Annotated in this window: 22 protein-coding genes and 1 tRNA gene; 14 read left to right on the forward strand and 9 right to left on the reverse strand. The window is 63.3% G+C overall.

What is annotated here, in order from left to right:
- Positions 1-134: 134 nt before the first annotated feature.
- Positions 135-1,289: a GGDEF domain-containing protein gene (locus VOI18_RS08845; RefSeq protein ID WP_323762038.1), complete on the forward strand. Its 1,155-nt coding sequence runs from the start codon at positions 135-137 to the stop codon at positions 1,287-1,289.
- Here the strand turns inward: VOI18_RS08845 and VOI18_RS08850 are convergent.
- Positions 1,286-2,743 carry a TrkH family potassium uptake protein gene (locus VOI18_RS08850; RefSeq protein ID WP_323762039.1) on the reverse strand — a complete coding sequence of 486 codons (1,458 nt, stop codon included), beginning with the start codon at positions 2,741-2,743 and terminating at the stop codon, positions 1,286-1,288. The two genes, VOI18_RS08845 and VOI18_RS08850, sit on opposite strands and share 4 nt — an antisense overlap.
- A 50-nt stretch (positions 2,744-2,793) precedes the next feature.
- The gene (gene apaG, locus VOI18_RS08855; protein ID WP_323762040.1) at positions 2,794-3,186 is read right to left on the reverse strand and encodes a Co2+/Mg2+ efflux protein ApaG; all 393 of its coding nucleotides are present in this window, start codon (positions 3,184-3,186) and stop codon (positions 2,794-2,796) included.
- Between the two features lie 164 nt (positions 3,187-3,350).
- Here apaG and VOI18_RS08860 point away from each other — a divergent pair, with 164 nt between their 5' ends.
- The 4 genes from VOI18_RS08860 (at position 3,351) to VOI18_RS08875 (ending at position 8,864) form a co-directional block, all read left to right on the forward strand.
- Positions 3,351-4,370, forward strand: coding sequence for a 2'-deoxycytidine 5'-triphosphate deaminase (locus tag VOI18_RS08860; protein ID WP_323762041.1), 1,020 nt, complete (start codon positions 3,351-3,353; stop codon positions 4,368-4,370).
- A gap of 96 nt (positions 4,371-4,466) precedes the next feature.
- Positions 4,467-6,455 carry a S9 family peptidase gene (locus tag VOI18_RS08865; RefSeq protein WP_323762042.1) on the forward strand — a complete coding sequence of 663 codons (1,989 nt, stop codon included), beginning with the start codon at positions 4,467-4,469 and terminating at the stop codon, positions 6,453-6,455.
- 141 nt (positions 6,456-6,596) lie between these two features.
- Positions 6,597-6,670, forward strand: a tRNA-Gly gene (locus tag VOI18_RS08870).
- Positions 6,671-6,779: 109 nt separating this feature from the next.
- Positions 6,780-8,864 carry an alpha/beta hydrolase family protein gene (locus tag VOI18_RS08875; protein WP_323762043.1) on the forward strand — a complete coding sequence of 695 codons (2,085 nt, stop codon included), beginning with the start codon at positions 6,780-6,782 and terminating at the stop codon, positions 8,862-8,864.
- Positions 8,865-9,061: 197 nt separating this feature from the next.
- Here VOI18_RS08875 and VOI18_RS08880 read toward each other — a convergent pair whose 3' ends face one another.
- A complete protein-coding gene (locus VOI18_RS08880; protein WP_323762044.1) occupies positions 9,062-10,687 on the reverse strand; it encodes a glycosyltransferase family 2 protein in 1,626 nt (541 codons plus the stop codon).
- Between the two features lie 70 nt (positions 10,688-10,757).
- On the reverse strand, positions 10,758-11,246 hold the full coding sequence (locus tag VOI18_RS08885) for a SixA phosphatase family protein (protein ID WP_323762045.1): 489 nt from the start codon (positions 11,244-11,246) through the stop codon (positions 10,758-10,760).
- A 136-nt stretch (positions 11,247-11,382) separates the two neighbouring features.
- Here VOI18_RS08885 and VOI18_RS08890 point away from each other — a divergent pair, with 136 nt between their 5' ends.
- The 4 genes from VOI18_RS08890 to VOI18_RS08905 all read left to right on the forward strand — a co-directional run bounded on the left by VOI18_RS08890 (position 11,383) and on the right by VOI18_RS08905 (position 13,048).
- Positions 11,383-12,036: a peroxiredoxin gene (locus tag VOI18_RS08890; protein ID WP_323762046.1), complete on the forward strand. Its 654-nt coding sequence runs from the start codon at positions 11,383-11,385 to the stop codon at positions 12,034-12,036.
- A 141-nt stretch (positions 12,037-12,177) separates the two neighbouring features.
- Positions 12,178-12,444: a hypothetical protein gene (locus tag VOI18_RS08895; RefSeq protein ID WP_323762047.1), complete on the forward strand. Its 267-nt coding sequence runs from the start codon at positions 12,178-12,180 to the stop codon at positions 12,442-12,444.
- Complete coding sequence (locus VOI18_RS08900) at positions 12,441-12,851, forward strand: hypothetical protein (RefSeq protein WP_323762048.1); 411 nt, start codon at positions 12,441-12,443, stop codon at positions 12,849-12,851. Before VOI18_RS08895 ends, VOI18_RS08900 begins: the two co-directional genes overlap by 4 nt.
- Positions 12,848-13,048, forward strand: coding sequence for a helix-turn-helix transcriptional regulator (locus tag VOI18_RS08905; RefSeq protein WP_323762049.1), 201 nt, complete (start codon positions 12,848-12,850; stop codon positions 13,046-13,048). Before VOI18_RS08900 ends, VOI18_RS08905 begins: the two co-directional genes overlap by 4 nt.
- On the opposite strand, the gene VOI18_RS08910 is transcribed toward VOI18_RS08905, so the two are convergent.
- The 4 genes from VOI18_RS08910 to VOI18_RS08925 are packed head-to-tail and all read right to left on the reverse strand — an operon-like array spanning position 13,045 to position 16,656.
- Positions 13,045-14,151, reverse strand: coding sequence for an ABC transporter permease (locus VOI18_RS08910; RefSeq protein WP_323762050.1), 1,107 nt, complete (start codon positions 14,149-14,151; stop codon positions 13,045-13,047). The genes VOI18_RS08905 and VOI18_RS08910 overlap by 4 nt on opposite strands.
- Positions 14,148-15,074, reverse strand: a complete 927-nt coding sequence (locus tag VOI18_RS08915) for an ABC transporter ATP-binding protein (protein ID WP_323762051.1) — start codon at positions 15,072-15,074, stop codon at positions 14,148-14,150. Before VOI18_RS08915 ends, VOI18_RS08910 begins: the two co-directional genes overlap by 4 nt.
- Positions 15,071-16,021, reverse strand: a complete 951-nt coding sequence (locus VOI18_RS08920; protein WP_323762052.1) for an HlyD family secretion protein — start codon at positions 16,019-16,021, stop codon at positions 15,071-15,073. The genes VOI18_RS08915 and VOI18_RS08920 overlap by 4 nt, the downstream gene beginning before the upstream one ends.
- The gene (locus VOI18_RS08925; RefSeq protein WP_323762053.1) at positions 16,018-16,656 is read right to left on the reverse strand and encodes a TetR/AcrR family transcriptional regulator; all 639 of its coding nucleotides are present in this window, start codon (positions 16,654-16,656) and stop codon (positions 16,018-16,020) included. The genes VOI18_RS08920 and VOI18_RS08925 overlap by 4 nt, the downstream gene beginning before the upstream one ends.
- A gap of 128 nt (positions 16,657-16,784) precedes the next feature.
- Here VOI18_RS08925 and VOI18_RS08930 point away from each other — a divergent pair, with 128 nt between their 5' ends.
- Complete coding sequence (locus VOI18_RS08930; protein ID WP_323762054.1) at positions 16,785-17,240, forward strand: ABA4-like family protein; 456 nt, start codon at positions 16,785-16,787, stop codon at positions 17,238-17,240.
- 52 nt (positions 17,241-17,292) lie between these two features.
- On the opposite strand, the gene VOI18_RS08935 is transcribed toward VOI18_RS08930, so the two are convergent.
- Complete coding sequence (locus tag VOI18_RS08935; protein ID WP_323762055.1) at positions 17,293-18,504, reverse strand: RtcB family protein; 1,212 nt, start codon at positions 18,502-18,504, stop codon at positions 17,293-17,295.
- Between the two features lie 687 nt (positions 18,505-19,191).
- On the opposite strand from VOI18_RS08935, the gene VOI18_RS08940 reads away from it, so the two are divergent.
- The 4 genes from VOI18_RS08940 (at position 19,192) to VOI18_RS08955 (ending at position 22,001) form a co-directional block, all read left to right on the forward strand.
- Positions 19,192-20,781: a lysine--tRNA ligase gene (locus tag VOI18_RS08940; protein WP_323762056.1), complete on the forward strand. Its 1,590-nt coding sequence runs from the start codon at positions 19,192-19,194 to the stop codon at positions 20,779-20,781.
- A gap of 130 nt (positions 20,782-20,911) precedes the next feature.
- Positions 20,912-21,346, forward strand: coding sequence for a hypothetical protein (locus VOI18_RS08945; protein WP_323762057.1), 435 nt, complete (start codon positions 20,912-20,914; stop codon positions 21,344-21,346).
- Positions 21,346-21,780, forward strand: coding sequence for a hypothetical protein (locus tag VOI18_RS08950; RefSeq protein WP_323762058.1), 435 nt, complete (start codon positions 21,346-21,348; stop codon positions 21,778-21,780). Before VOI18_RS08945 ends, VOI18_RS08950 begins: the two co-directional genes overlap by 1 nt.
- Positions 21,781-21,782: 2 nt before the next feature.
- Positions 21,783-22,001, forward strand: coding sequence for a helix-turn-helix transcriptional regulator (locus VOI18_RS08955; protein WP_323762059.1), 219 nt, complete (start codon positions 21,783-21,785; stop codon positions 21,999-22,001).
- Positions 22,002-22,014: the final 13 nt, after the last annotated feature.

Below are 22,014 nucleotides of genomic sequence, written 5' to 3' on the forward strand. Positions count from 1 at the left end.
GTCCAGCCGGGTTGAGCGGGGTCCGAGTGGCCCGCCCGCCGCAGTGCAGCATGAATTCTTCGGCCTCGAGAACCCGGTGGTAACGCCTCCGCGTCATTGTTCCGAGCGGACAGAGACGGTGAAGCACCCGCACTATGGACTCGAAAACACTTATCCTGGCGCTGGTACCGGTCATTCTGGCGGGCGTGCTGATCCATGCGGTCAATGCGGCCATCCAGAAGACGACGGACGGTCCGCGCTGGTGGCTGGCTGGGACGGCCGCCCATGGCATCGGTCTTGGGCTGATTTCATTGCGCGGCGTGCTGCCGGACGTGATGGGAATAATTGTTGGCGACATTCTCGCTGCGGGCGGATTCCTGATCCTGTTGGAGGGCGTCGCCCGCTTCGCCGACAAACGGGTCCCGCGCTGGCTGTTAGCCGGCCTCAGTGTGTTGGTGGCGGTCGGCTTCCCGTTCTTCACCTGGGCGATGGACAACGCCGCGATCCGCTTCGCCATTTTTGGCGTTGCCGTCATCACCCCTTGTTTGATGATGCTGCCCTACCTCAAGACGATCGGCCAACGCGACGGCCTGCCCGGTGTCCGGTTGCTGCGCTACACCATCTATTATTTTGTGGCCGCGCTTGTTGTGATCAGTTTCAGCGTCCTGGTGTTCGACCCGGACATGCCCAGTGTTCTGGCACCGAACCAGATGATGGCAGCGGGAATCCTGTCGCTTATCGTGGTCGAGACCAACCTGGTGTTCGGCTTCGTCCTGCTGTCCGCGGGCCGCTCTGCAACCGTCCTGAAACGCGCCGCCCTGACCGATCATCTGACCGGCTTGCCCAATCGCCGCGCCTTTGAAGCCCTGGTCATTGAAAGCTTCACGGCTCCTCCCGCTCCGGATGTTGCGACGGCGGTTGCCGTGTTTGATGTGGATCACTTCAAACAGGTCAATGACACCTACGGGCATGATGTCGGCGACGCCGTTCTGCAGCATGTCGCCGCGATCCTGGAATCAACCATCCGCGAGACCGATCATGTTGCCCGTCTGGGTGGCGAGGAGTTCGTGGCCCTGATCCATGCGCGCAGCGGTGCGACCGTCCAGAATGTCGCTGAACGGGTCCGCCGGGCGGTGCAGGAACACCCTTTCGTCCACAATGGTCACGAAATCACGGTGACGATCTCTGCCGGACTGGTGGAGGTGACCGATGACCACCCGACGCTGACGGCCCTGTTCAAGCGGGCTGACGAGGCGCTTTACCGGGCCAAGGACGCGGGCCGGAACCGGATCATTACCGCCGCCGCCTAGGGCCGCCAGAAGCGCGGGCTCAACAGGATCAGGACCGCCAGGACTTCCAGTCTGCCGATGAACATGTTGGCTGTCAGGACCCATTTGACCGGGTCTGACAGGGGCTCGAACGTGCCGGCCGGACCAATGACCGGTCCAAGCCCGGGGCCGACATTGGTGAGTGTTGCGGCGGCTCCGGACAGAGCCGTGATCAGGTCGAGCCCCATGGCCGACAGGATCGCCGCCGATACCGCATAAACCGCGAAGAACACGAAGAAGAAGCCCAGCACCGAGTGGAGAATGCTCTCTGAAACCGGACGGCCGTTATAGTGCATCGGGATAATGGCATTCGGGCGCAACAGGCGGGCCAGGTAACGGCGCATGGCCGTGCCGGCGATCTGGTAGCGGAAGACCTTTACCGAACAGGTGGTCGAGCCGGCGCAGCCGCCGACGAACATGAACACGAAGAAGCACGACTGGGCCAGAGGCCCCCACTGCCCGTAATCGGTCGTGGCAAAGCCGGTGCCGGTGATGATCGAGATGGCATTGAAACTCGCATGTCGCCAGGCCGGAATACCGTCCGTGAACAGGCCCTGCGCCATGATGAGCGCCGTCAGACCAAGGGTCGCCACGGCAACCACCAGCAGGAAGCCGCGCACCTGGGCATCCTTGAACAGTCCGTTGAACTTCCCGCGGGAAGCCAGCAGGAACAGGCCGAAGGGGAGTGACGCCAGGATCATGAATACGGTCGTGATCATGTCCGACCCGAGGTGGACATATTCGCCCATCGAGTTGTCCGAGGTCGAGAACCCACCGGTTGAAACCGTCGACATGGCGTGACACAGCGCCGGCAGCCACGCCATGCCGGTCCCCATGTAGGCCATGAAGCAGACAAGGGTGAGTGCCAGGTAGATGGCCGCGATCCCTGCCGCGATCTGGGTTGCTCGAGGCAGCACCTTTTCCGATGTGTCCCCGGTTTCCAGCTGAAACAACTGCATCCCGCCAATGCCCAGCATCGGCCAGAAAGCCATGGCTGTGACGATGATGCCAATGCCGCCGATCCACTGCAGGATAGCCCGCCAGAGCAGCAGCCCGGGCGGCCGTAAATCGAGCCCGGTGATCACCGTGGCACCAGTCGTGGTGAGGCCGGAAATCGCCTCGAAAATCGCGTCGGTCCAGTCGAGGCCCTGACCGGACAGTCGCAGCGGCAGGGCGGCACAAAGAGCCAGGCCCAGCCAGGCGCCGACGATCAACACGAAGGCACCACGGGCCGGCATGTCGCCGACCGGGCCGCGTGTGCTCAAGGTCACGGCTCCGCCCACAAAGACACCGATAATCGCCGACAGGATAAACGCGGTGGCGCTCTCTTGCTCGCCGGACAGGAGGTCGACCATCGCCGGAGCCAGCATCGCCGCCGCCAGCACGGTCACCATCATGCCGATCATGAACAGGACTTGCCGCAGGGCCTGGGTCACGGGTGCATGTCTTCCTGGAAGCGGGGCATCATCGGGCGCGGCTCATCCGGTCAGTGCAGCCAGAGCCGGTCGGATGGCCGGTCAAGCGAGAAACCGGGAATGGTGGCCGCGAAGCTCTCGCCATCGCCGCGCCGCATTTCGTAGCTGCCACTCATGAAACCGGACGGTGTCGGCAGCGGCGCACCCGACGTGTAGCGGAAACGCCCGCCCGGCTCGATCACGGGCTGCTCACCGATCACGCCCATGCCCTGCACGTGTTCGGTACGGCCATTGGCATCGGTGATCACCCATTTGCGGGCTATCAGCTGGACTGGGTGGTCGCCGGTATTCTCGATCTCGATCGTGTAGGCCCAGACGAAACGGCCCTCTTCCGGGGTGCTCTCATCCTCCAGATAGTCCGGATCGACACTGATCCGCACACCGCGGGTTTCGTGTTCATACATGAGATGCCCCTGCGACCGGCCCGCACCGCGCGGGTCCCAGCCTCCATAATGGCCGCATCATCAACCTGCGCGCCAAGAGGCTCAACCCCTACGGTCAGCATCGCTGGACAGCGCGCGCGGGATGTTGGACATCTTCCTGTCCCAAGACAGCCTGATCGTGACCCATGGCCGATACCGGAATCCTGCCCGACCATCACCTCGCCGCCCTGACGGGGCGTGGCGTGCTGACCATGTCTGCCCCCCTGGCCGAGGGGCAGGTCCAGCCTGCCAGTATCGATCTGCGCCTCGGCAGCAAGGCGTGGCGGCTGCGTGCCAGCTTCCTGCCGGGCCCGGGTCGGACAGTGGCCGATTGCCTCGACGATGATCTGGTAATGCATACCGTTGACCTGAAAGCCGGGGCGGTCCTGGAAACGGGCTGTGTCTATCTGGCGCCGCTGCAGGAGGGGTTGAAGCTGCCCGCCGGTCTCAGCGCTGCGATGAATCCCAAAAGCTCAACCGGGCGTATCGATGTCTTCACGCGTGTCATTACCGATCACGGTGTCGCTTTTGATCAGGCACCGGTGGGTTATGAAGGCCCGCTTTACGCCGAGATTTCGCCCTGCACCTTCTCGATCCTCGCCCGCGAAGGCGACCGGTTGAGCCAGGTGCGTTTTCGCCAGGGCGCGCACCAGGCCCTGCGCGAGGTGACGGTCAGCATTGATCTGGCCGGATTCGGTGACGGTATTGTCGGCTACCGTGCACGCCGGCATTCGGGCCTGGTGGACCTGGCCCGGATCGGTGGCCATGCGCCCGGACGGTATTGGGAACCCCTGACGGCACCCGACCGACGCCTGATCCTCGATCCCGGCGAGTTCTACATCCTGGCGTCTCGCGAAGCGGTCTCGATCGATTGCGATGAAGCGGCTGAAATGGCACCGATCGCCACCGAGATTGGTGAGTTCCGGGCTCATTATGCCGGATTCTTCGACCCCGGCTTCGGCACCCGTGAAGCGGGCGGTGTGGGCGCCCGTGCGGTGCTGGAGGTGCGCGGACGCGACGTCCCCTTCATTCTCGAGCACGGACAGCCCATCGCCCGCCTGGTTTATGAGCCGATGCTGGATCGGCCGCGCACGCCCTATGGCCAGATTGCCTCGAACTATCAGGCGCAAGGCCTCAAGCTGTCAAAGTTCTTCGCCAGCGAATAACCGCCATTGATGGGTTTTTCCCTTGATTGTCGCGTTACGAGGCTAAATCTTACGGGCAGCTTACCTGTTTGTGGGGTAGAATTTAGGGAGGGGTTCATGGTCAGACTTTCAGGCCTTCTGATGATGTTCTGCATGGCGGTTGGGGCCGCCCATGCGCAACCGCCGGTGCCGTCTGTCGACGACTACGCCGCCATGGCGAACATGTCGAACGTCAGCATTTCACCGAATGGCGAGCGTCTCGTTTTCATTTCCGGCGAGAGCCGGGCGGAACGCTCGATCGTCATCTATTCGCTGACCGGTGGCGCTCCATTCGTCATCGATGGCGGTGACGACCAGGTTCTCGCGACGGTCTCCTGGGCCAATGACGAGAACCTGTTGGTCACCTATTCGGAACGGCGGGACCTGGCGGGCGTCGGCGAGCGAGCCGATGTGTTCCGGACCTATGTCGTCCGGGCCGACGGCGGCGGAAACTGGGAACTCAACCAGTATGCGACCATGGCCAACCGCGACATCTCCGACCCGGACAGCATGCTGGTCTGGTTGGCGGTCCTTCAAGACAATCGCGGCTCCCGGGCCGGCGGCGACTCGGTGGAGCGTGCGGTCGGTCTCTACCGGCAGGAGTTCACGCGGGATCGGGCCCGGCGGCGGGTATTCATCGGCGATGGCGGCTTCACCTACTTGCTGAACGCCGACAACGAGCCGGTAGTGAGATACGCGTTCGACGATGGCGAGTTCGAGCTCTGGTCCAATCTCGACGACAGCGGCTGGGACCGGGTGTACTCGGAAAACCTCACTCGCGAGCGTTTCCGTTTCGGTGCCCGCCGGTCAGACAGCTGGGTCGGACGCATGACCAACATGGCCGGTCTGGATGCGACGGGCCAGTACGGTTATTTCAGCTCGCGGGTCAACAATGACCGGGCGGCAGTTTTCCGTTTCAATTTCGAGACCAATGAAATCGAAGGACCCGTCGTTCAGTCGGACCTCGCCGATGTCAGCAGCTTCATCCGTGACTGGCGGACAAACGCGATCATCGGTGTGCGTTGGGCTGAAGAGCGCCAGCGTGTGGAGTATTTCGACGAGACCTTCGCCAACATCCAGACCCAGCTGGAAGGCTATTTCCCGGACTCCAATGTCTCGATCTCCAGCTGGGACCAGAACTTCACCAAGGTGGTGATCAGCATCAGTGGCGGGCAGACCAGCCAGAGCTACTACCTGCTCGATCGCAATACCGGCCAGATGGCGTTCCTGTCAGGTGCGTACAGCCGAATTCCGGACGAAGCCATCGCCCCGGTTGAAGTGGTGCACTACACCGCGCGCGACGGCCTGGACCTGTTTGGCTACCTCACCACGCCGCCGGGACGTGAGGCGCGGAACCTTCCCTTGGTCATGATGCCGCACGGTGGACCGCAAGCGCGGGACTTTTATGGCTTTGACCCGTGGGCGCAATTCCTGGCCGCTCGCGGATACGCCGTGTTCCAGCCGCAATTCCGGGGCTCTGACGGGTTCGGCCGCGACTTCATCACCATGGCGCACGGCGAGTGGGGTCGCACCATGCAGGATGACGTCTCCGACGCTGTTCATCACCTGGTCGAAACCGGCGTCGTGTCCCGTGATCGGGTCTGTCTGTTCGGGTGGTCCTATGGCGGCTACGCAGCCCTGGCCGGCGCCACCCTGACGCCGGAACTCTATCGCTGCACGATCGCCGGCGCGCCGGTCTCGGACGTGTTCGAGATGATGGAGTACGAGACGGGTCGCTTCGGTGGTGCGTCGGTCACCTACTGGGCCGAGTATATCGGCGACTGGCGCAGCGAGACCGAGTACATCACCCGCATCTCGCCGGCGCTGAATGCCGATGATGTTCAGGCTCCGATGATGATCATCCACGGTACCGACGACCTGATCGTGCCGTTCGAACAGGCCGAGTTGATGGCGGAAGCCATGGACGCTGCCGGCAAGCCGTACGAGCTGGTCGCCATCGAGGATGGTCCGCACCAGTCCTACCGGATGACGGTGGACAATGTCCGTGAGCTCTACACCAATCTCGAACGCTTCCTGTTCGAGCACAATCCGCCGGACCCGCGCTGACACCGCCGGCAGTTGGCGAGCGACATAATGGAAAAGGGCCGGTGCAAGCCGGCCCTTTTTTTGTGCCCGGCTCTTTGTGCGGTCGTCGCTGCAGAACCGATCTTCCGCCCGGTGACTGCCTCCGTGTAAGATGGAAGCAAGGCGGGTGTAGCTCAATGGTAGAGCAGAAGCTTCCCAAGCTTACGACGAGGGTTCGATTCCCTTCACCCGCTCCAGTCTTCTCACCTGACGTCTGTTCCCGTACCGGCCCCCGCGTTGAGCGTTGCCTCCCCAAAGTCACGCGCTAAAGTGGTGCGAGGGCCTGAGAAAGTGTCGGGGGACTATATGAAAAGCGTGTTTGATTGTTGCGCGGCGGCGATATTCGCCGCCCTGCTTGGCGTTGTCGGCATGCCGGTCGGCGCCCAGGGCGCAGAGCCGTTGACGGCCGCTGACTACGCCGTGTCTGACGACATATCCAATGTGCAGATATCGCCGGACGGGACGCGAATTGCTTATATCGGACGAGGCGAGGGGAATGCCCGGACCATCGTCGTGATGACCATCGGCGATGACGCTGAGCCACTTGTCATTCGCCCGACCCAGTCGGCGTCGATGACGCATTTGCGCTTTGTGTCGGACACCCATCTCTGGCTGCAAATGGGGGAACATTTTTCGGCTGGACGAGCGTCTAGCCTGGTGAGCGCCTATGTCCTGAATACACAAACGCGACAATTCGAGTCGCTGCCACGGGGCTCGCGACTGGCGGGTCCTGGGGCAATAGATGACGGTCGAGTCCTCGTCTGGAACAACCCATTCAGCAGAAGAGTTTCGGACGGATGGTTTCGACGGGCACATTCCGGAATCGGGTTCAGATTGACAAGTATCGATCTGGATGACGCGGAGGATGCTCGCGTGGTACAGCCTGAAAGCGAGTATCGGTATGCCCTGGGCCCATCGGGCGATGCTGTTGTGCGGCTCCGCTCCGCCGAGGATCAGGGCGATACGGCCGAACTTTGGATCCGGGCGCCGGGCGAGGCGGGGCGCCGGGGTCGCGACGACGGTTGGCGCAGCCTGTTCACCGAGCAACCGACCCTGGATGGCGAGCTGCGTTTCGATGGTCGGCGATGGGATGAGTTGAGCCCGATCTTGGACCAGATCGGTGGTCTGGGCGGGGCGGGCCGCTTTCTATATTTCGCGTCCAGAACCGACGGGACGCCGCAGGGGCGACAGCCGGGGCGACGCTTGGCGGTGTTTCGGCTTGATCTTGAATCGGGTGAGGTCGAAGGCCCCGTGGTGCAGTCCGACGTCGCGGACGTTGATGAGTTCATCCTCGATTGGCGGACCAATGAAGTCGTCGGAGTAAGATGGTTTGAGCGTGGCCCGTACACCGTGTGGTTCGATCCGGACCTTGAGGCCATTCACGCGGCAGTGTCCGCCCGTTTCCCGGACCATGATGTTAGCCTGACGAGTTGGGACCGCGAGGGCGACAGGCTTGTGGTGCGTCTGGATGGAGGCGGGACCGCCGGTCGGTTCTATCTGTTTGATGCCAACAGTGGTGACCTCACGCTTCTCGGACCGGTCAGATCGGATATTTCCGACGATCGCGTCCACCCGGTCCGCACCGTGGACTACACTTCCTCGGACGGGCTTGAGCAATTTGCCTACCTGACCACCCCGATTGGTCGAGAGATGCGTGGCCTGCCTGTCGTGGTCCTGGCCCACCAAGGTCCGGGCGATCGGGACTATGGCGGTTTCGATGTGTGGGCACAGTACATAGCCTCTCGCGGCTATGCCGTGCTGCAACCCCAGTATCGGGGGTCGACCGGTTTCGGCGCAGATTATGCCCAGCTCAGCCGAGGCGCCTGGGGCGGCGGGATGTACCAGGACCTGATTGATGCGCTTGATCAGGTGATCGATGACGGGATTGTCGACCCGGAGCGGGTGTGTCTCATGGGCGCCGATCATGGCGCTCATGCTGCGGTAATGGGGGGTATCACGACCCCTGACAGGTTTCGATGCATCATCGCATTCGAACCCATTCTCGACATGTCGCGCCGGGATCGCGAAATGCGAAGCGGGCGTACTACGGAAGAGTTCAAACACGATTGGGCCGACCGGGTGGGAGGTGATGATGCTTACGGTCGCGATCAGTTGCAGGCTATTTCACCGTTTCGGCATGTCGATGCCGAAACGGCGCCAATGCTGATATTTACCGACCAGTTCAATGCGTTCCTGAGAGAGCGCGCCGCCCGGCGCATGGATCGAATGGCCGATGCGCTCGAAGACCATGGTGTTCCACATTCCGTCGTGTCGGTTGCTGGCTTGACGCACGGTCCGCGGAGCCCTGTGCAATCGCGGGCTCGCAATATCATGTCGAGAGTCGGGCGCTTTCTCGCAGAGCATAATCCCGCGGACGAAGCGGAACCCTGACGTCGACGCGCGCGACGAGGTGGCGATGCTCGTGATCGGCTCTGTATTTCCGAACCGCAGGGCCGTTTGCCGGCATTCGCGGCCATGCCGGCGTCAGCGCTACATCCGCCGCGGTCGGAACGCCGCGGGGTCCATGCCGGCCAGCTCGACCAAGTGCACCACCAGGGCCACGCACATTCCGGCCGAAATGATGGCGATCAGGATCCAGGGGATGAGGCGGGGTCCGCGTTCGGGGCGGACCGGCTGTCCGGATCGCCAGCGGGCGACAAGGAAGAGCGCAAGGAATCCGGCAAGGGCGATGAGCGTGGGGATGAGGGAGAGATACATGGCGTTTCCGTCAGGGCGCTGAGGCCGTGTTCGGTCTTCTCCCAGTGGTGCGGGTCGATGATGAGTTGGCGCAAGGCGCGGGCCGCTGCAAGGGTTTGCAGCAGCCAGTAGACCGGCATTCCCGCGAGGTCGCGGGCGCGGACCGGGAGGCGGGCCCGGCGCATGGCCACCGCCGCACAGGCAATCGCACTGGCATAGCCGGCGGCCATGAACACCATCGCCACCTGACCGCCCGCGCCTGCGGCAACACCTGATCCGGCGCCCGCTGCCAGTGCGATCAGACAGGCCAGGCTGAGCGGGGCATGCAGGAGCGCCGAGGCGACTGCACCGCCCAGAACCAGCACGCCGGGCCAGACCCGCCGCCATGGCGTGTCCCGGCGCACCGCCAGTACACCGATTGTCTGGGCATAGCCCTTGATCCACCGGGTCCGCTGCTTGATCCATGGCACCAGCCGCAGCGGTGCCTCCTCCAGTGTCGCGGGCTCGATCAGGCCACAGCGATAGCCGGCGGCGTGCAGGCGCAGGCCCAGATCGGCATCCTCGGTGACGTTCCAGGCATCCCAACCGCCAGCGCGTACAAGAGCGTCGCGGCGGAAATGATTGCTGGTACCGCCTAGTGGCAGCGGCCAGCCGAGGCGCTGGTAAAGGGGCAATAGCGCGTGGAAGTGGGCGGCATACTCCAGCGCGAACTGCCGTGTCAGCCAGGTTTCCCGTCGATTATACCAGTTGAGCGGAGCCTGGATGCAGGCCAGACGCTGACCGGCGACACGGAAGGCTTCCGCCGCCCGCCGCAATTGGCGAGGGTCCGGACGGTCCTCCGCGTCGTGGATGGTGACCAGTTCCGAGCGGCAAAGGCGCAGGGCGTAGTTGAGCGCGCGGGGCTTTGTGCGAGGTTCGCCCGGGGGTACGACGATGATCTCGAAACGATCATCGAGCGCCAGGCTGCGAGCGACGTGGATGGTTTCGCTGTCATCGGCTTCCAGCACCAGTTTGAAGGCGATCCGGTCAGCGGGATAATCGATCACGGCGAGGCCGCGTGCGAGGTCGGGCAGGATGGCCGCTTCGCGGTAGAGGGCGACCATGATGGTCGCGCTGGGCAGCTCGTCATCGGCGCAGGGCGGGGCATCAAGCCAGGCCGGTTTCAGCACCGCCGCCGCGAGCCGCAGGGCGATCAGCCCGCTAAACAGGGCACAGGTGATGACGCTGGCGGTCGCCAGTGCCGATGCCGGCATGGCGATGGTGAGCAACAGCAGCGCGGCCAGCACGGCCAGGAACCCGTGCCCCATCCGGACGGAGGTCGGACCGAATGCGCTGAGATCGGCTTGGCGGCCAGGCAGGCCAAAGGCGGCCTGTTGCGCCCATAGAGCCGCAAGGTGAGCGGGTGGCCGGGCGAGGCGGGTCGGCCTGAAGGCATGCCCGCCTCGCGGCCGCGACGTCCGTTGCCGCGGCTCATGCCCGTCCGCATGTTCGCGGATATCATGATCGATCAGCGCCATACCCAGCCTCCCGCCTCGCCTGATGCGGGCAGGTAAGCATGAATGCATCCCTAAGGCGAGTCAGTGCCGATCAAGCCTTTGGGTTGATGCAGGTGACAAAGCGCGGCTGAAGCAGGTCGGCATCGGCCAGTCCGAACACGCACGCGGTAGCTGTCGGATACCCCATGGGCAATTGCCGGCTCGCATCACACCGCTGCGCCAGCTTGTGCGCAAAGCCGCCGATACCGGGATTGTGGCCGACCAGAAGGAGGGTCCGGCTCGGACCCAGAACTTCGCGGCTGGCGCGTTCAAGCATGTCGGTCGAGGCGTGATAGAGCACCATCGGGTCGTCCAGCCGTGGAGCGCCCAGTTGCGGGACCAGTTGGTCAAAGGTCTGCCGGGTCCGCCAGGCCGGCGATACCAGGGCGATGTCAACGGTCAGGCCGAGCTCGGCCAGCGCGTCTGCCACGTCGCCGGCGTCGCTCCGGCCGCGCGGGGTCAGGCCGCGCTGGAAGTCGTCCTCGGCTTCAAGACGGTCGACCGCCTTGGCATGTCGCATCAGGATCAGGGTGGTTGTCATGGTGTCCGCGGGTTGGAGCGTGGGTCGACGGGTTCACATTTGGTTGCCACGACCGGGCCGAGGGTTGAACTCTGCCCGCTCAAGGCGCACCTACTCCTAGGCCAGTTTCAACGCGTTTTGAACCGAGGAGAAAATCATGGGTCTGTTGTTGGGTGATATCGCCCCGAATTTCCAAGCCGAGACGAATGAGGGTCCGATCAGTTTTCACGACTGGGTCGGCGACGACTGGGTGATCTTTTTCTCCCATCCGGCCGACTATACCCCGGTCTGCACGACCGAGTTGGGCTTCACCGCCAAGCTGAAGGACGAATTCGCCAAGCGCGGTGCCAAGGCGATCGCCCTGTCGGTCGACAGCGTCGAGGACCACAAGGGCTGGATCAAGGACATCGAGGAAACCCAGAATGTCCGCATGAACTTCCCGATCATTGCCGACACCGACCGCAAGGTGTCGGAGCTCTATTCGATGATCCACCCCAATGCCGACCCAAAGCTGACGGTGCGTTCGGTCTACATCATCGACCCGAACAAGAAGATCCGCGCCACCTTCACCTATCCGCCGAGCGCCGGCCGGAACTTCAACGAGGTTCTGCGCCTGATCGACAGCCTGCAGTTGACTGACGGCTACAAGGTCGCCACGCCGGTCAACTGGGCTGACGGTGACGACGTTATCGTGGTGCCGTCGATCTCGGACGCCGAAGCCGACAAGCTCTTCCCCGCCGGATACAACAAGATCAAGCCGTATCTGCGGGTGACGAAGCAGCCGAACAAGGTTGATGAGCCGGCCGAATAGGGGGGCTCACACCGATGCAGGAAAGGCGCCCGGGGCCACCGGGCGCCTTTCTTTTTGCCCCCGATTGTAAAGCTCACTTGACGACAAGTTTCCTTTACGCCATATTGTAAAGGTGGCTTTACAAGCGTGAAGGAGGTTTACATGACCATGCGTGACTGGATCAAGGATTTCGGAGAGGCCGGAGAAGCACCCAGCCTGGTGTCGCTTGCATTGTTCGCAATGGTGTTTCTGCCGGCGATCTTTTTTGCCGGCATGATCGGGCCGTCGCTCGATGTGATCCGCGATGTCATCGGCGGCCTGTCTGCCGAGATGAAAATGGCCGGGCTGACCGTATTCATCCTGGGCTTGATGGCGCTCGCCCGGATTTTCACCCTCCTGATCGGCAACCGCGACAAGGATGCAAAATGAGTATGAACACCAAAAAGGCCTCGGTCAGTCTGCGCTATTTCTGGCGCACCTCCGCCGCCATGCTGGCCTTCGCGGCCATTGTCGTGGCCATCGACAAGACGCTCGATCCGTCGCGCAATGACTGGGATGCGCTGTCGGCCTGGCCGCTTGTCGGCCTGACCTGTCTGCCGCTTTTCTTCTATGCGTATGAAATCATCCGCTACGTCCGCTCGATCGACGAGATGTTGGCCCGGATGCAGGTGCGTGCCGGTGCCATCGCGGCTCTTGTGATGTTGCTGGCGGGTGCCATTTTCGGGATTGCCGAAATCTATGGCGTCATGGAGCCACTCAACACCGCCTTGCTTCTGCCCATCGCGGCGGTGGCCCACAGCGCGGCGTCACTGGTCCAGCAGGCGCAAGTCCGATGAAAAACCGGCTCAAGGACCTGCGCGGCGAGAAGGGCTGGAGCCAGCAAGCGTTGGCCGACCATCTTGATGTGTCGCGGCAGACGGTCAACGCGCTGGAGACCGGCAAGTACGACCCGTCCCTGCCGCTGGCCTTCAAACTGGCGCGGCTGTTCGCCACGCCGATCGAGACGATTTTTGATGATGGGGAGGGACCCTAATCCAGCGTCTGGCGATAGCGCAGCATCGCGACAGTCGCGATCACGGCGAAAATGACCATCAGCGGCCAGACCTGTGGCCAGACATGCTCCATGCCGGCGCCTTTCAGCATGATGGCGCGGACCGCCCGGATGAAATGGGTGGCCGGGATGATCTGTCCCAGCGCCTGGGCCCATTGCGGCATGGCGGCGAACGGGAACATGAAGCCGGACAGGAGGATGGACGGCAGGAAGGCGAAAAAGGTCAGCTGCATCGCCTGCATCTGGCTGCGCGCCACGGTCGAGAACAGAAAGCCCAGCGCCAGATTGACCAGTATGAACAGTGAAACGGCGACCAGAAAGGCCGGCGGTGAGCCCTCAAAGGGCACGTCGAACAGGAAGCGGGCGCCCGCCAGCATGATCGCGACCTGGATGAAGCCGACCACGACATAGGGTGTGATCTTGCCGATCATGACCTCGTGTGGCCGGGTCGGGGTCGACAGCAGGGCTTCCAGCGTTCCCCGTTCGGCCTCGCGGGTCAGGGCCATCGAGGTCATCATCGCCATGGTCATGGTCAGGATGATTCCGAGCAGGCCGGGTACGATGTTGAGTGCGGTACGCCCGGCCGGATTGTAGCGCCGGTGAATGATGGTCTCGACCGGCGGGGTGATGTCGCCAAGCATCGGCTCGAGAGCCTGCTGGACGATGGTCGCAAAGGCGCTGCTACCGGCCCCGGCGGCGACCGGGTCGGTGGCATCGACATCCAGCAGGATTTGTGGGCGCTCGCCGCGCGCCAGGGCGCGTTCGAACCCCGGCGGGATGGTGACAATGAATACGGCTTGCCCGTCCCGCATCGCGTTCTCGACCGGGGCGCCGGGGGCCGAAGTTCCAATCAGGTCAAAATATTCGGATGTTTCCATCGCTTGCAGGATGGCCCGGCTCGCCGGGCCCGAATCGCCCAGCTCGACGAGGGTCGGCAGATGGCGAGGATCGGTATTGATGGCATAGCCGAACAGAAGGAGTTGCATGACCGGAATGCCGACCATCATGCCGAAGGTCAGCCGATCGCGCAGCATCTGGATGAATTCCTTGCCCAGGATCGCGAGAATGCGGGACAGGCTGTTCACCGGAAATTGTCCCTGGCGCCGGTCATCAGCCAGATGAAGGCTTCCTCGAGCCCGGTCTTGGCCGCGCTCACACACAGCCCGTCGTGGCCGTCATAGGGGCGGGCGGCAGCGGCCAGCGCTTCGGCATCGCGGCCGGAAATGTGTACGGCCGCGCCGAAGCGTGCGATCTGTTCGACGCCCCGATCCTGCTCCAGCGCGTCATAGACCGGTTGCAGGCCGGGACCCTCGATGCGGATCGTGTGCAGGCCGATCTGCGCGGGTATGTCCCCGGCCGGGGCATCGATGAGTTTTCGGCCGTAGGCGATGAAGGCGATATTGTCGCACTGCACCGCCTCATCCATGTAGTGGGTCGAGACCAGTACCGTGACGCCCTGTCTCGCCAATCGCCGGATCCGGTCCCAGAAGTCGCGCCTTGCCTTGGGATCAACCCCGGCGGTGGGTTCGTCCAGCAAGAGCAGCCCGGGCGCGTGCAGCGAGGCAGCCGCCAGCGCCAGGCGCTGTTTCCACCCACCGGACAGATTGCCGGCGAGCTGTTTCGCGCGCGGTGCCAGATCATATTCGTCGAGGGCCTGGTCCACCACGTTGCGGACCTTTGGCAGGGCATGCAGGCGCGCCATGAAGGTGAGGTTTTCGCGCACGGTCAGATCGCCATAGAGCGAAAAGCGCTGTGTCATGTAGCCGACCCGCGCCTTGATCTCCCGGCTCTCGCGGATGATGTCGAGCCCCAGCGCCGTGCCGCCACCACCATCGGGTTTGAGCAGGCCGCACATCATCCGGATCGTGGTCGTCTTTCCGGATCCGTTCGGACCGAGAAAGCCATAGATTTTGCCCGGAGGAACCTGCATGTCGAACCCGTCGACGACGCGGGTGCCGCCGAATGATTTGCTCAGTCCCTGAACATTGATGGCGAGGGCGTCACTCATTGCGACGGCTCAAGGAAGAGCGGCGTGCCCGGCGGCGGGGCATCGGACGCGAAGCGGGCCTCGGCGCGATAGACCAGACGCGCCCGCTCATTGTCGGAATAGAGGATGGGCGGTGTGAATTCGGCCGCGTCGTCAATTGTGGTGAGGGTTGCAGCAAGATCGGCCGGGCAGGCATCACAGTTCACGCGAAGCCGGGTCCCGACCGGCAGGCTGGCCAGCGAAGGTTCCGGGATGAAAAACACGGCGTGCACCGCGCCGTCGGGCAGGAGTTCATAAACCGGTGCAGCTGGGCCTGCCTGTTCCCCGGCAAAGCGCAATTGGCGGTGGACGCGCCCGTCCACCGGGGCGCTGACGGTGCGCAAGTCCAGGCGATGGCGGGCGGCGTCGCGGTCGGCCTCGGCTGCCGCAATCTCGGCTTGCAGGGCTCGCAACTGATCGGCTCGGGCTGGCAAGCGAACGATATTGAGCCGTTGGCGCATTTCATCGACCCGGGCATCCGCCGCCGTCGCGGCGGCACGGACTGTGTCGAGCCGGGCTTGCGAGATATGACCGTCGGCGAACAGGGCCTGGCTGCGTTCGAGCGATTGGGCGGCGTCGTTCTGAGTGGCGAGGGCTTGGCGCAACAGATCCCGCACCGCCTCGATTTCCGGGTCCCGGGCGCCTGCCAGCGCATCATCATAACGCGCAGTCGCTGCATCGATCCGGGCGGCGGCTGCCGCAAGGACGGCAATGTCGACGGTGGCATCCTGGCGCAGCAATTGGTCGCCACGCGCGACCCGGTCGCCTTCACGTGCGAATGTCTCGGTCACGAGGCCGGGTTGCTGAGGCGCGATGCGAATGAAGTCGCCCTCGGCATAGCCGTGCAGCTTGGCCTCTGGTTCGGCCGTGCAGGCGCCGACAAGCAGAGGCAGGGCGAGAACGCAAGCGTGGAGGGCGGAGCGTGTCATGTAGCTGGGTCTCGCGGTTTGAGGCCATGAAGCAGGATGTCGGCAATGGCATCGGCCATGTCGGCGGGGGTGTTGAGGTGGTCGGGCGGCAAGGCGAAGATCGAGGTCAGGGCCATGTGGGCGATGCCGGGACCGGCGACCGAGCGCATGAAGGCGTCGGAATCGACGTCGCGAAACGCCCCTGTCGCCACTCCGGCAGCCAGTAGCGCCCGCAATGAACGACGGGCAATTTCGATCACATGGGTACGATAGAAGGCAGCGATCTCGGGGAAGCGGGCGGCTTCCGCGAATACAAGGCGCGGCGCGGCATTGACCCCTGGATCGCCCATGGCCGTGAAAAGCATGTCCAGGAGCGCGCGGAATGCCGCCTCGGGATCCTGCGGCGCGCCCTGGGCCACAAGCTGTTCGGCGGCTTGCGCCAGTTGACCGGCTGACTGTTCCACCAAGCCGTTCAGCATCGCCTCCTTGGACGGGAAGTAGAGATAGACCGCGCCCTTCGAGAGCCCGGCCTCGCGGGCGATGTCCTCCACACGGGCGGCGGAAAACCCCTTGGCCGAAAACACGGTAAGGGCCGCGGCGAGGATTTCTTCCGGCCGCGCGTCCGGGCGGCGGCGTCGCTTGGTCTGGCGTGTCATGCCTCTATTATAACTGACCGGTCAGTCATTAACAAGCGGTTCCGATCCCGCAAAGCCGATTGCGATGGACAAGCTGGCACCCAGCGGGCATTCGGCCAGGCATCCATCAGGCGCGAAAGGCGGTCAGGATGAATTACGAAACCCTCTATTCGGTGATCAACCTGGCGGTGATGCCGGCCTGGGCCCTGCTTATCCTCGCCCCCGGCTGGGTGTGGACGCAGCGGCTGGTACACAGCGCCTTGGTGCCGCTGGCGCTGGCGGCCGTCTATCTCACATTTCTGACGCTGGGAGTCGGATTCGGACAATCCCAACCGGGCGCCGGCATGGACAGCCTCGGCGCCGTGCAAGCCCTTTTCTCCCACCCGGTCGGTCTGCTCACGGGCTGGGTCCATTTCCTAGTCTTCGACCTGTTTGTCGGGGCCTGGGTCGCACGCGATGCCCGGCGCATCGGTCTCAGCCGCTGGTTCGTCACGCCGTCACTATTACTGACATTCCTGTTCGGACCCGTAGGACTGCTGATCTATCTGATTGCCCGCAAGCTGAGCGGCAAGGCGGGGTGGTCCCTGGACGAGGCCGCCGTATAACAACCCGGATGGGCAAGTGTGGCGGGCAGGACGACCGTCCCGCCCGCCACATCTAACCTTTCACACAGACGACCTGTTTGAGGGTGTGAACCACTTCCACCAGGTCGGACTGGGCTGCCATTACCGTGTCGATGTCCTTGTAGGCCATCGGCGTTTCATCGATGACGCCGGCATCCTTCCGGCACTCCACCCCGTCCGTCGCCTTGCGGTGATCGGCGAGGGTGAAGCTCTGCTTCGCCCTGGTCCGCGACATGGTCCGCCCGGCCCCGTGCGAGCAGGAGCAGAAGCTGTCAGCCGCGCCCTTGCCGCGCACGATGAAGGATTTCGCCCCCATCGAGCCCGGAATGATGCCGAGCTCGCCGTCCCGCGCCGAAACCGCGCCCTTCCGGGTCAGCCAGACATCGGCTCCGAAATGGTGCTCCTGCTCCACATAGTTGTGGTGACAGTTCACCGCGGCCTTGTCGGTCTTGAACCGGCCCAGTGTCGAGCGTAGGGCGTGGAGGACGCGCTCCATCATCGCCTCGCGGTTCTCCCGGGCATAATCCTGGGCCCAGCCGACGGCTTCCACATAATCGTCAAACAGCGGCTCGCCCTCCATGAAGAAGGCGAGGTCCTTGTCCGGCACATGGAAGTCCAGCACCCGCCGGGCGAGTTCCTCACGGGCCCGCTCGATGAAATAGGTGCCGATCATGTTTCCGGTGCCGCGCGATCCGGAGTGCAGCATCACCCACACCGAGCCAGCCTCGTCGAGGCAAAGTTCAATGAAGTGATTGCCGCCGCCCAGCGTCCCGATCTGACCGTCCACCTTGTGGGTGCCGATCCTCTTGTGCTTGGCCTTGATCACGGCGAGCCGGTCCATCAGGCCGGACGCTTTCAGGCGCGTGTCGACCGAGGCCGGCTTGATGCGGTGGTCGCCGCCCTTGCCATTGCCGACCGGCACGGCCCGCTCAATGGCGTCGCGGGTGGCCTTCAAGCTGTCCGGCAATTGGTTCGCCGTCAGACTGGTCCGGATCGCCATCATGCCGCAGCCGATATCGACCCCGACCGCAGCCGGTATGATTGCCCCCTTGGTGGGGATGACCGAACCGACCGTAGCGCCGCGTCCGAAATGAACGTCCGGCATGGCCGCGACGTGGCTGTGCACGAAGGGCAGGCCGGCGACATTGCGCAGCTGCTCGATCGCGGCATCCTCGACCGGAACACCCTTCACCCAAGCCTTGATCAGGCCGGACGAGGTCTCGATGGCTTCAAACTGGGTCGACATGGCTGCCGTCTCCGCTACGGGCGCGGAGCCTTTCTCTCACTTTGGTCAAACATACAGGAACTAAGGGTGCCCATGCGGGAGGGAGTGCGTCGGGGGTCGCACTCCCTCCCTGGGATTTGCATTCCGGCCGCCTTTGGGGGGAGAGGGGCGGCGCAGAATACAAAAAACCCTCCTCGAGCGGGCGCTCGGGAGGGCCAACATCCGGGACTGTGGGGCCAGTCTACCGGGTGGAAGCGTCATCCTCCGCGCGCACAACCGCCGCCGGCCAGAAGACCGGGCGGGAGAGGCGATATCGGGTCTGAACTGAGTTCATGATCGTCTCTTCTTGTGCGCAGGAACCGACGGTGCGGGTCCCGGGCGGGGTTGACGGGAGGCGGCTTATGACGCCGACCGGGCTCGCGTGCAAGGCGAATTTGACACGGTTGGGTTGGATTGGAGTGAGGTGTGGCTTTTTCGTGACAGGTGTGTGGTGGAGGGGCACCGCTTCCACACCTTCTCCCCCGGGAGAAGGTGCCCGAAGGGCGGATGAGGGGGATCAGCCCACCGACACCGGGATCGCCCCCTCACCCTGCCCCTCACCCAAGGGAGAGGGAATAGGCCCCCGCCAAGCCCGGCCTGCTTGACCATCCCGTGCTTCCCCTCTACCCCGCGAGCATCTGTCCTCCTGTTTGAGAAAGTTGCCCCGGGATGTCTGTTTCCGATCTTGCCCAAAACGCGAAAGCCTGGCCGTTTGAACAAGCGCGCCTGCTCAAGAAGCGTCTGGACAAGCTGGGGCGAAAATCCGGGCCGGTCGTGTTCGAGACCGGCTATGGCCCGTCGGGGCTTCCGCACATGGGAACCTTCGGCGAGGTCGTGCGCACCACGATGGTGCTGCGCGCCTTTGATGCGCTGACCGGCGGGGCCTATGAGCCGCAGCTGATCTGTGTCTCCGATGACATGGACGGCATGCGCAAAGTGCCCGACAACCTGCCGCAGCAGGACATGCTGAACCAGCACCTGCAGGAGCCGCTGACCGTGGTGCCCGATCCGTTCGGCACGCATGAGAGCTTTGGCGCCCACATGAATGCCCGCCTGCGCGGCTTCCTCGACGGCTTCGGCTTCACCTACACCTTCAAGTCCGCGACCGAGCTCTACAGGTCCGGTGCTTTTGACGCGATGCTAAAGCGCGCGGCCGAGCGCTATGATGACATAATGGCGGTGATGCTGCCGACGCTGGGGGCCGAGCGCCAGGCGACCTATTCGCCCTTCCTGCCGATCTCGCCGAAGACGGGCCGGGTCCTCTATGTGCCGATGAAGGCTGTCGATGCCGAAGCCGGCACGATCACGTTCGACGATGAAGACGGCACCGAGACCACGCTGCCGGTCACCGGCGGTCATGTGAAGCTTCAGTGGAAGCCGGATTTCGGCATGCGCTGGGCGGCGCTGGGCGTTGATTTTGAAATGTTCGGCAAGGACCACCAGACCAATGCGCCGATTTATTCGCGCATCTGCAAGATTCTTGGTGCCGAGCCGCCGACGCAATTCGTCTATGAGCTCTTCCTGGATCAGAAGGGCGAGAAGATCTCCAAGTCCAAGGGCAATGGCCTGTCGGTCGAGGACTGGCTGACATACGCCCCGGCGGAGAGCCTGTCCTATTACAACTTCGTCAAGCCGAAGACGGCCAAGCGCTTGTATTTCGACGTCATTCCCAAGGCGGTCGATGAGTATATGCAGCATCTGGCGGCCTATGCCGGCCAGACGCCGGACAAGCAGCTGGAAAACCCGGCCTGGCATATCCATGACGGCAACCCGCCGACCGACACTTCGCCGATCTCCTTTGCCCTGATGCTCAATCTGGCCTCGGCCGCCTCGGCTCACAATACCGAGGTGATGTGGGGCTTTATCGGCCGCTATGTCGACGGCGCGACGGCGCAGAGCCATCCGCTGCTCGATCAGCTGGCCGGCTTTGCGGTGCAGTATTTCGCTGATTTCGTCGAGCCGACCAAATCCTTCCGTCTTGCGACGGACATGGAACGGGCGGCGATGGACGACCTGCTGGCGCGCCTGCGGGCGATGGATGCGGACGAGCGCGACGCCGTGAAGATCCAGGACGAGGTCTTCGCTGCCGGCAAGACGCAGGAGTTCGACAACCTGCGCGACTGGTTCCAGGCGCTCTATGAAGTCTTGCTTGGCCAGTCGCAGGGCCCGCGTTTCGGCAGTTTCGTCGCCATTTACGGCGTCGGTGAGACCATTGCGCTCATCGAGAGGGCGTTGGCGGGTGATCTCGTAACCACCTGATTTTATGAGAGAGCTCGTCGGACGGGCTTTCTTTTTCCGATTGTATGTAAGAAAAATTTGACACAAAGTCCGCTCGACTATACACCTCGAAATGTCAAAAATAACAGACTCAAAGATTGGAGAACTTGACATGAGTTTCCAAGAGAAAAGCAATATCGCCATGCTTGTGGTGACTGGTGGCACATACGCCTGGTATTTCGCCAGCTCGGCCGATGTCCTGTTGGGTGGCCGCGACAGTCCGGTCGAGGCCCTGGCACTGACCAACATGAAAATGCTGCTCACGGTTGGCATCATAATCGTCGCGTCGATTGTCGCGCATATCGCCATCGCGATCGCGGCGCCGTCCGAGGCCAATGAGGATGCGGACGAGCGCGACAAGCTGGTCGAAATGCGTGGCGACCAGCGCGGCGGTTTCGTCCTGGCCGTGTTTGCACTCGGTGCCATGGCATCGGCCATGACCGCCCAACCCTACTATCTGATCGCCAATCTGATCCTCGCCGGACTGGTTGCCAGCGAGCTGGTCAAGGGTGTGTCCAAACTGGTCGATTATCGGCGGGGCGTGTAATGCCCGGCTTCCTTGAAAAAATGAATCGCGCGGTCGCAATCGGTACGATCCTGGCTTTGGGCTGGTATCTCATCCGGGTCGTCCCCCAGGTCTTCAGTCGCCCCCTGGATGAGGTCACATGGAAAGTCGAGATGGTGATCGCGGTGGTGGTCTTCGTGGCCACCCTGATTGCCGACATCGTCCGAGCCGCGATTTCCAACCGAAAAGAGTTGGGCGAGGCCGATGTTGTCGATGACGGGCGTGACCATGCGGCCGAGCAACGCGGAGACGCCTGGGGCGGACATGCCATGCATGCCGCGGCCTTTGTCGCCCTGATGCTGCTGGTCCTGGATTTTGACCCGTTCTGGGCGGCGAACAGCTTGTTCGTCGGGGCCATGCTGGCCGGTCTCGTCAGCGCCCTTGTCAAAATGCTGACCCTTCGCGGGAGTGTTTGACCATGGCCAAGTCGACCCCCATCACCAATGAGATCCGCACGCTGCGCTTTCACGCCGGGGAAATGACCCAGGCCGAGCTGGCCCGGCAGGTTGGCGTGACCCGGCAGACCATCATCGCCATCGAACACGGCAAGTACTCGCCCTCGCTTGAGGTCGCATTCAAGATCGCTGCCGTCTTCAAGGTCGGGCTGGATGAGGTCTTCCAGTATCCGGTCGAATGACCGACATCCAGTT

Origin of the sequence: Maricaulis sp. (assembly GCF_034670125.1) — a bacterium.
Lineage (GTDB): Bacteria > Pseudomonadota > Alphaproteobacteria > Caulobacterales > Maricaulaceae > Maricaulis.

Bases quoted from the DNA above. Each gene is read 5' to 3' on its own strand.
- VOI18_RS08880 (WP_323762044.1), bottom strand. From the start codon at position 10,687: ATGGCGCTGATCGATCATGATATCCGCGAACATGCGGACGGGCATGAG.
- VOI18_RS08860 (WP_323762041.1), top strand. From the start codon at position 3,351: ATGGCCGATACCGGAATCCTGCCCGACCATCACCTCGCCGCCCTGACG.
- VOI18_RS08905 (WP_323762049.1), top strand. From the start codon at position 12,848: ATGAAAAACCGGCTCAAGGACCTGCGCGGCGAGAAGGGCTGGAGCCAG.
- VOI18_RS08925 (WP_323762053.1), bottom strand. From the start codon at position 16,656: ATGACACGCCAGACCAAGCGACGCCGCCGCCCGGACGCGCGGCCGGAA.
- VOI18_RS08930 (WP_323762054.1), top strand. From the start codon at position 16,785: ATGAATTACGAAACCCTCTATTCGGTGATCAACCTGGCGGTGATGCCG.
- VOI18_RS08885 (WP_323762045.1), bottom strand. From the start codon at position 11,246: ATGACAACCACCCTGATCCTGATGCGACATGCCAAGGCGGTCGACCGT.
- VOI18_RS08900 (WP_323762048.1), top strand. From the start codon at position 12,441: ATGAGTATGAACACCAAAAAGGCCTCGGTCAGTCTGCGCTATTTCTGG.
- VOI18_RS08955 (WP_323762059.1), top strand. From the start codon at position 21,783: ATGGCCAAGTCGACCCCCATCACCAATGAGATCCGCACGCTGCGCTTT.
- apaG (WP_323762040.1), bottom strand. From the start codon at position 3,186: ATGTATGAACACGAAACCCGCGGTGTGCGGATCAGTGTCGATCCGGAC.
- VOI18_RS08950 (WP_323762058.1), top strand. From the start codon at position 21,346: ATGCCCGGCTTCCTTGAAAAAATGAATCGCGCGGTCGCAATCGGTACG.
- VOI18_RS08935 (WP_323762055.1), bottom strand. From the start codon at position 18,504: ATGTCGACCCAGTTTGAAGCCATCGAGACCTCGTCCGGCCTGATCAAG.
- VOI18_RS08920 (WP_323762052.1), bottom strand. From the start codon at position 16,021: ATGACACGCTCCGCCCTCCACGCTTGCGTTCTCGCCCTGCCTCTGCTT.
- VOI18_RS08945 (WP_323762057.1), top strand. From the start codon at position 20,912: ATGAGTTTCCAAGAGAAAAGCAATATCGCCATGCTTGTGGTGACTGGT.
- VOI18_RS08940 (WP_323762056.1), top strand. From the start codon at position 19,192: ATGTCTGTTTCCGATCTTGCCCAAAACGCGAAAGCCTGGCCGTTTGAA.
- VOI18_RS08875 (WP_323762043.1), top strand. From the start codon at position 6,780: ATGAAAAGCGTGTTTGATTGTTGCGCGGCGGCGATATTCGCCGCCCTG.
- VOI18_RS08895 (WP_323762047.1), top strand. From the start codon at position 12,178: ATGACCATGCGTGACTGGATCAAGGATTTCGGAGAGGCCGGAGAAGCA.
- VOI18_RS08865 (WP_323762042.1), top strand. From the start codon at position 4,467: ATGGTCAGACTTTCAGGCCTTCTGATGATGTTCTGCATGGCGGTTGGG.
- VOI18_RS08915 (WP_323762051.1), bottom strand. From the start codon at position 15,074: ATGAGTGACGCCCTCGCCATCAATGTTCAGGGACTGAGCAAATCATTC.
- VOI18_RS08890 (WP_323762046.1), top strand. From the start codon at position 11,383: ATGGGTCTGTTGTTGGGTGATATCGCCCCGAATTTCCAAGCCGAGACG.
- VOI18_RS08845 (WP_323762038.1), top strand. From the start codon at position 135: ATGGACTCGAAAACACTTATCCTGGCGCTGGTACCGGTCATTCTGGCG.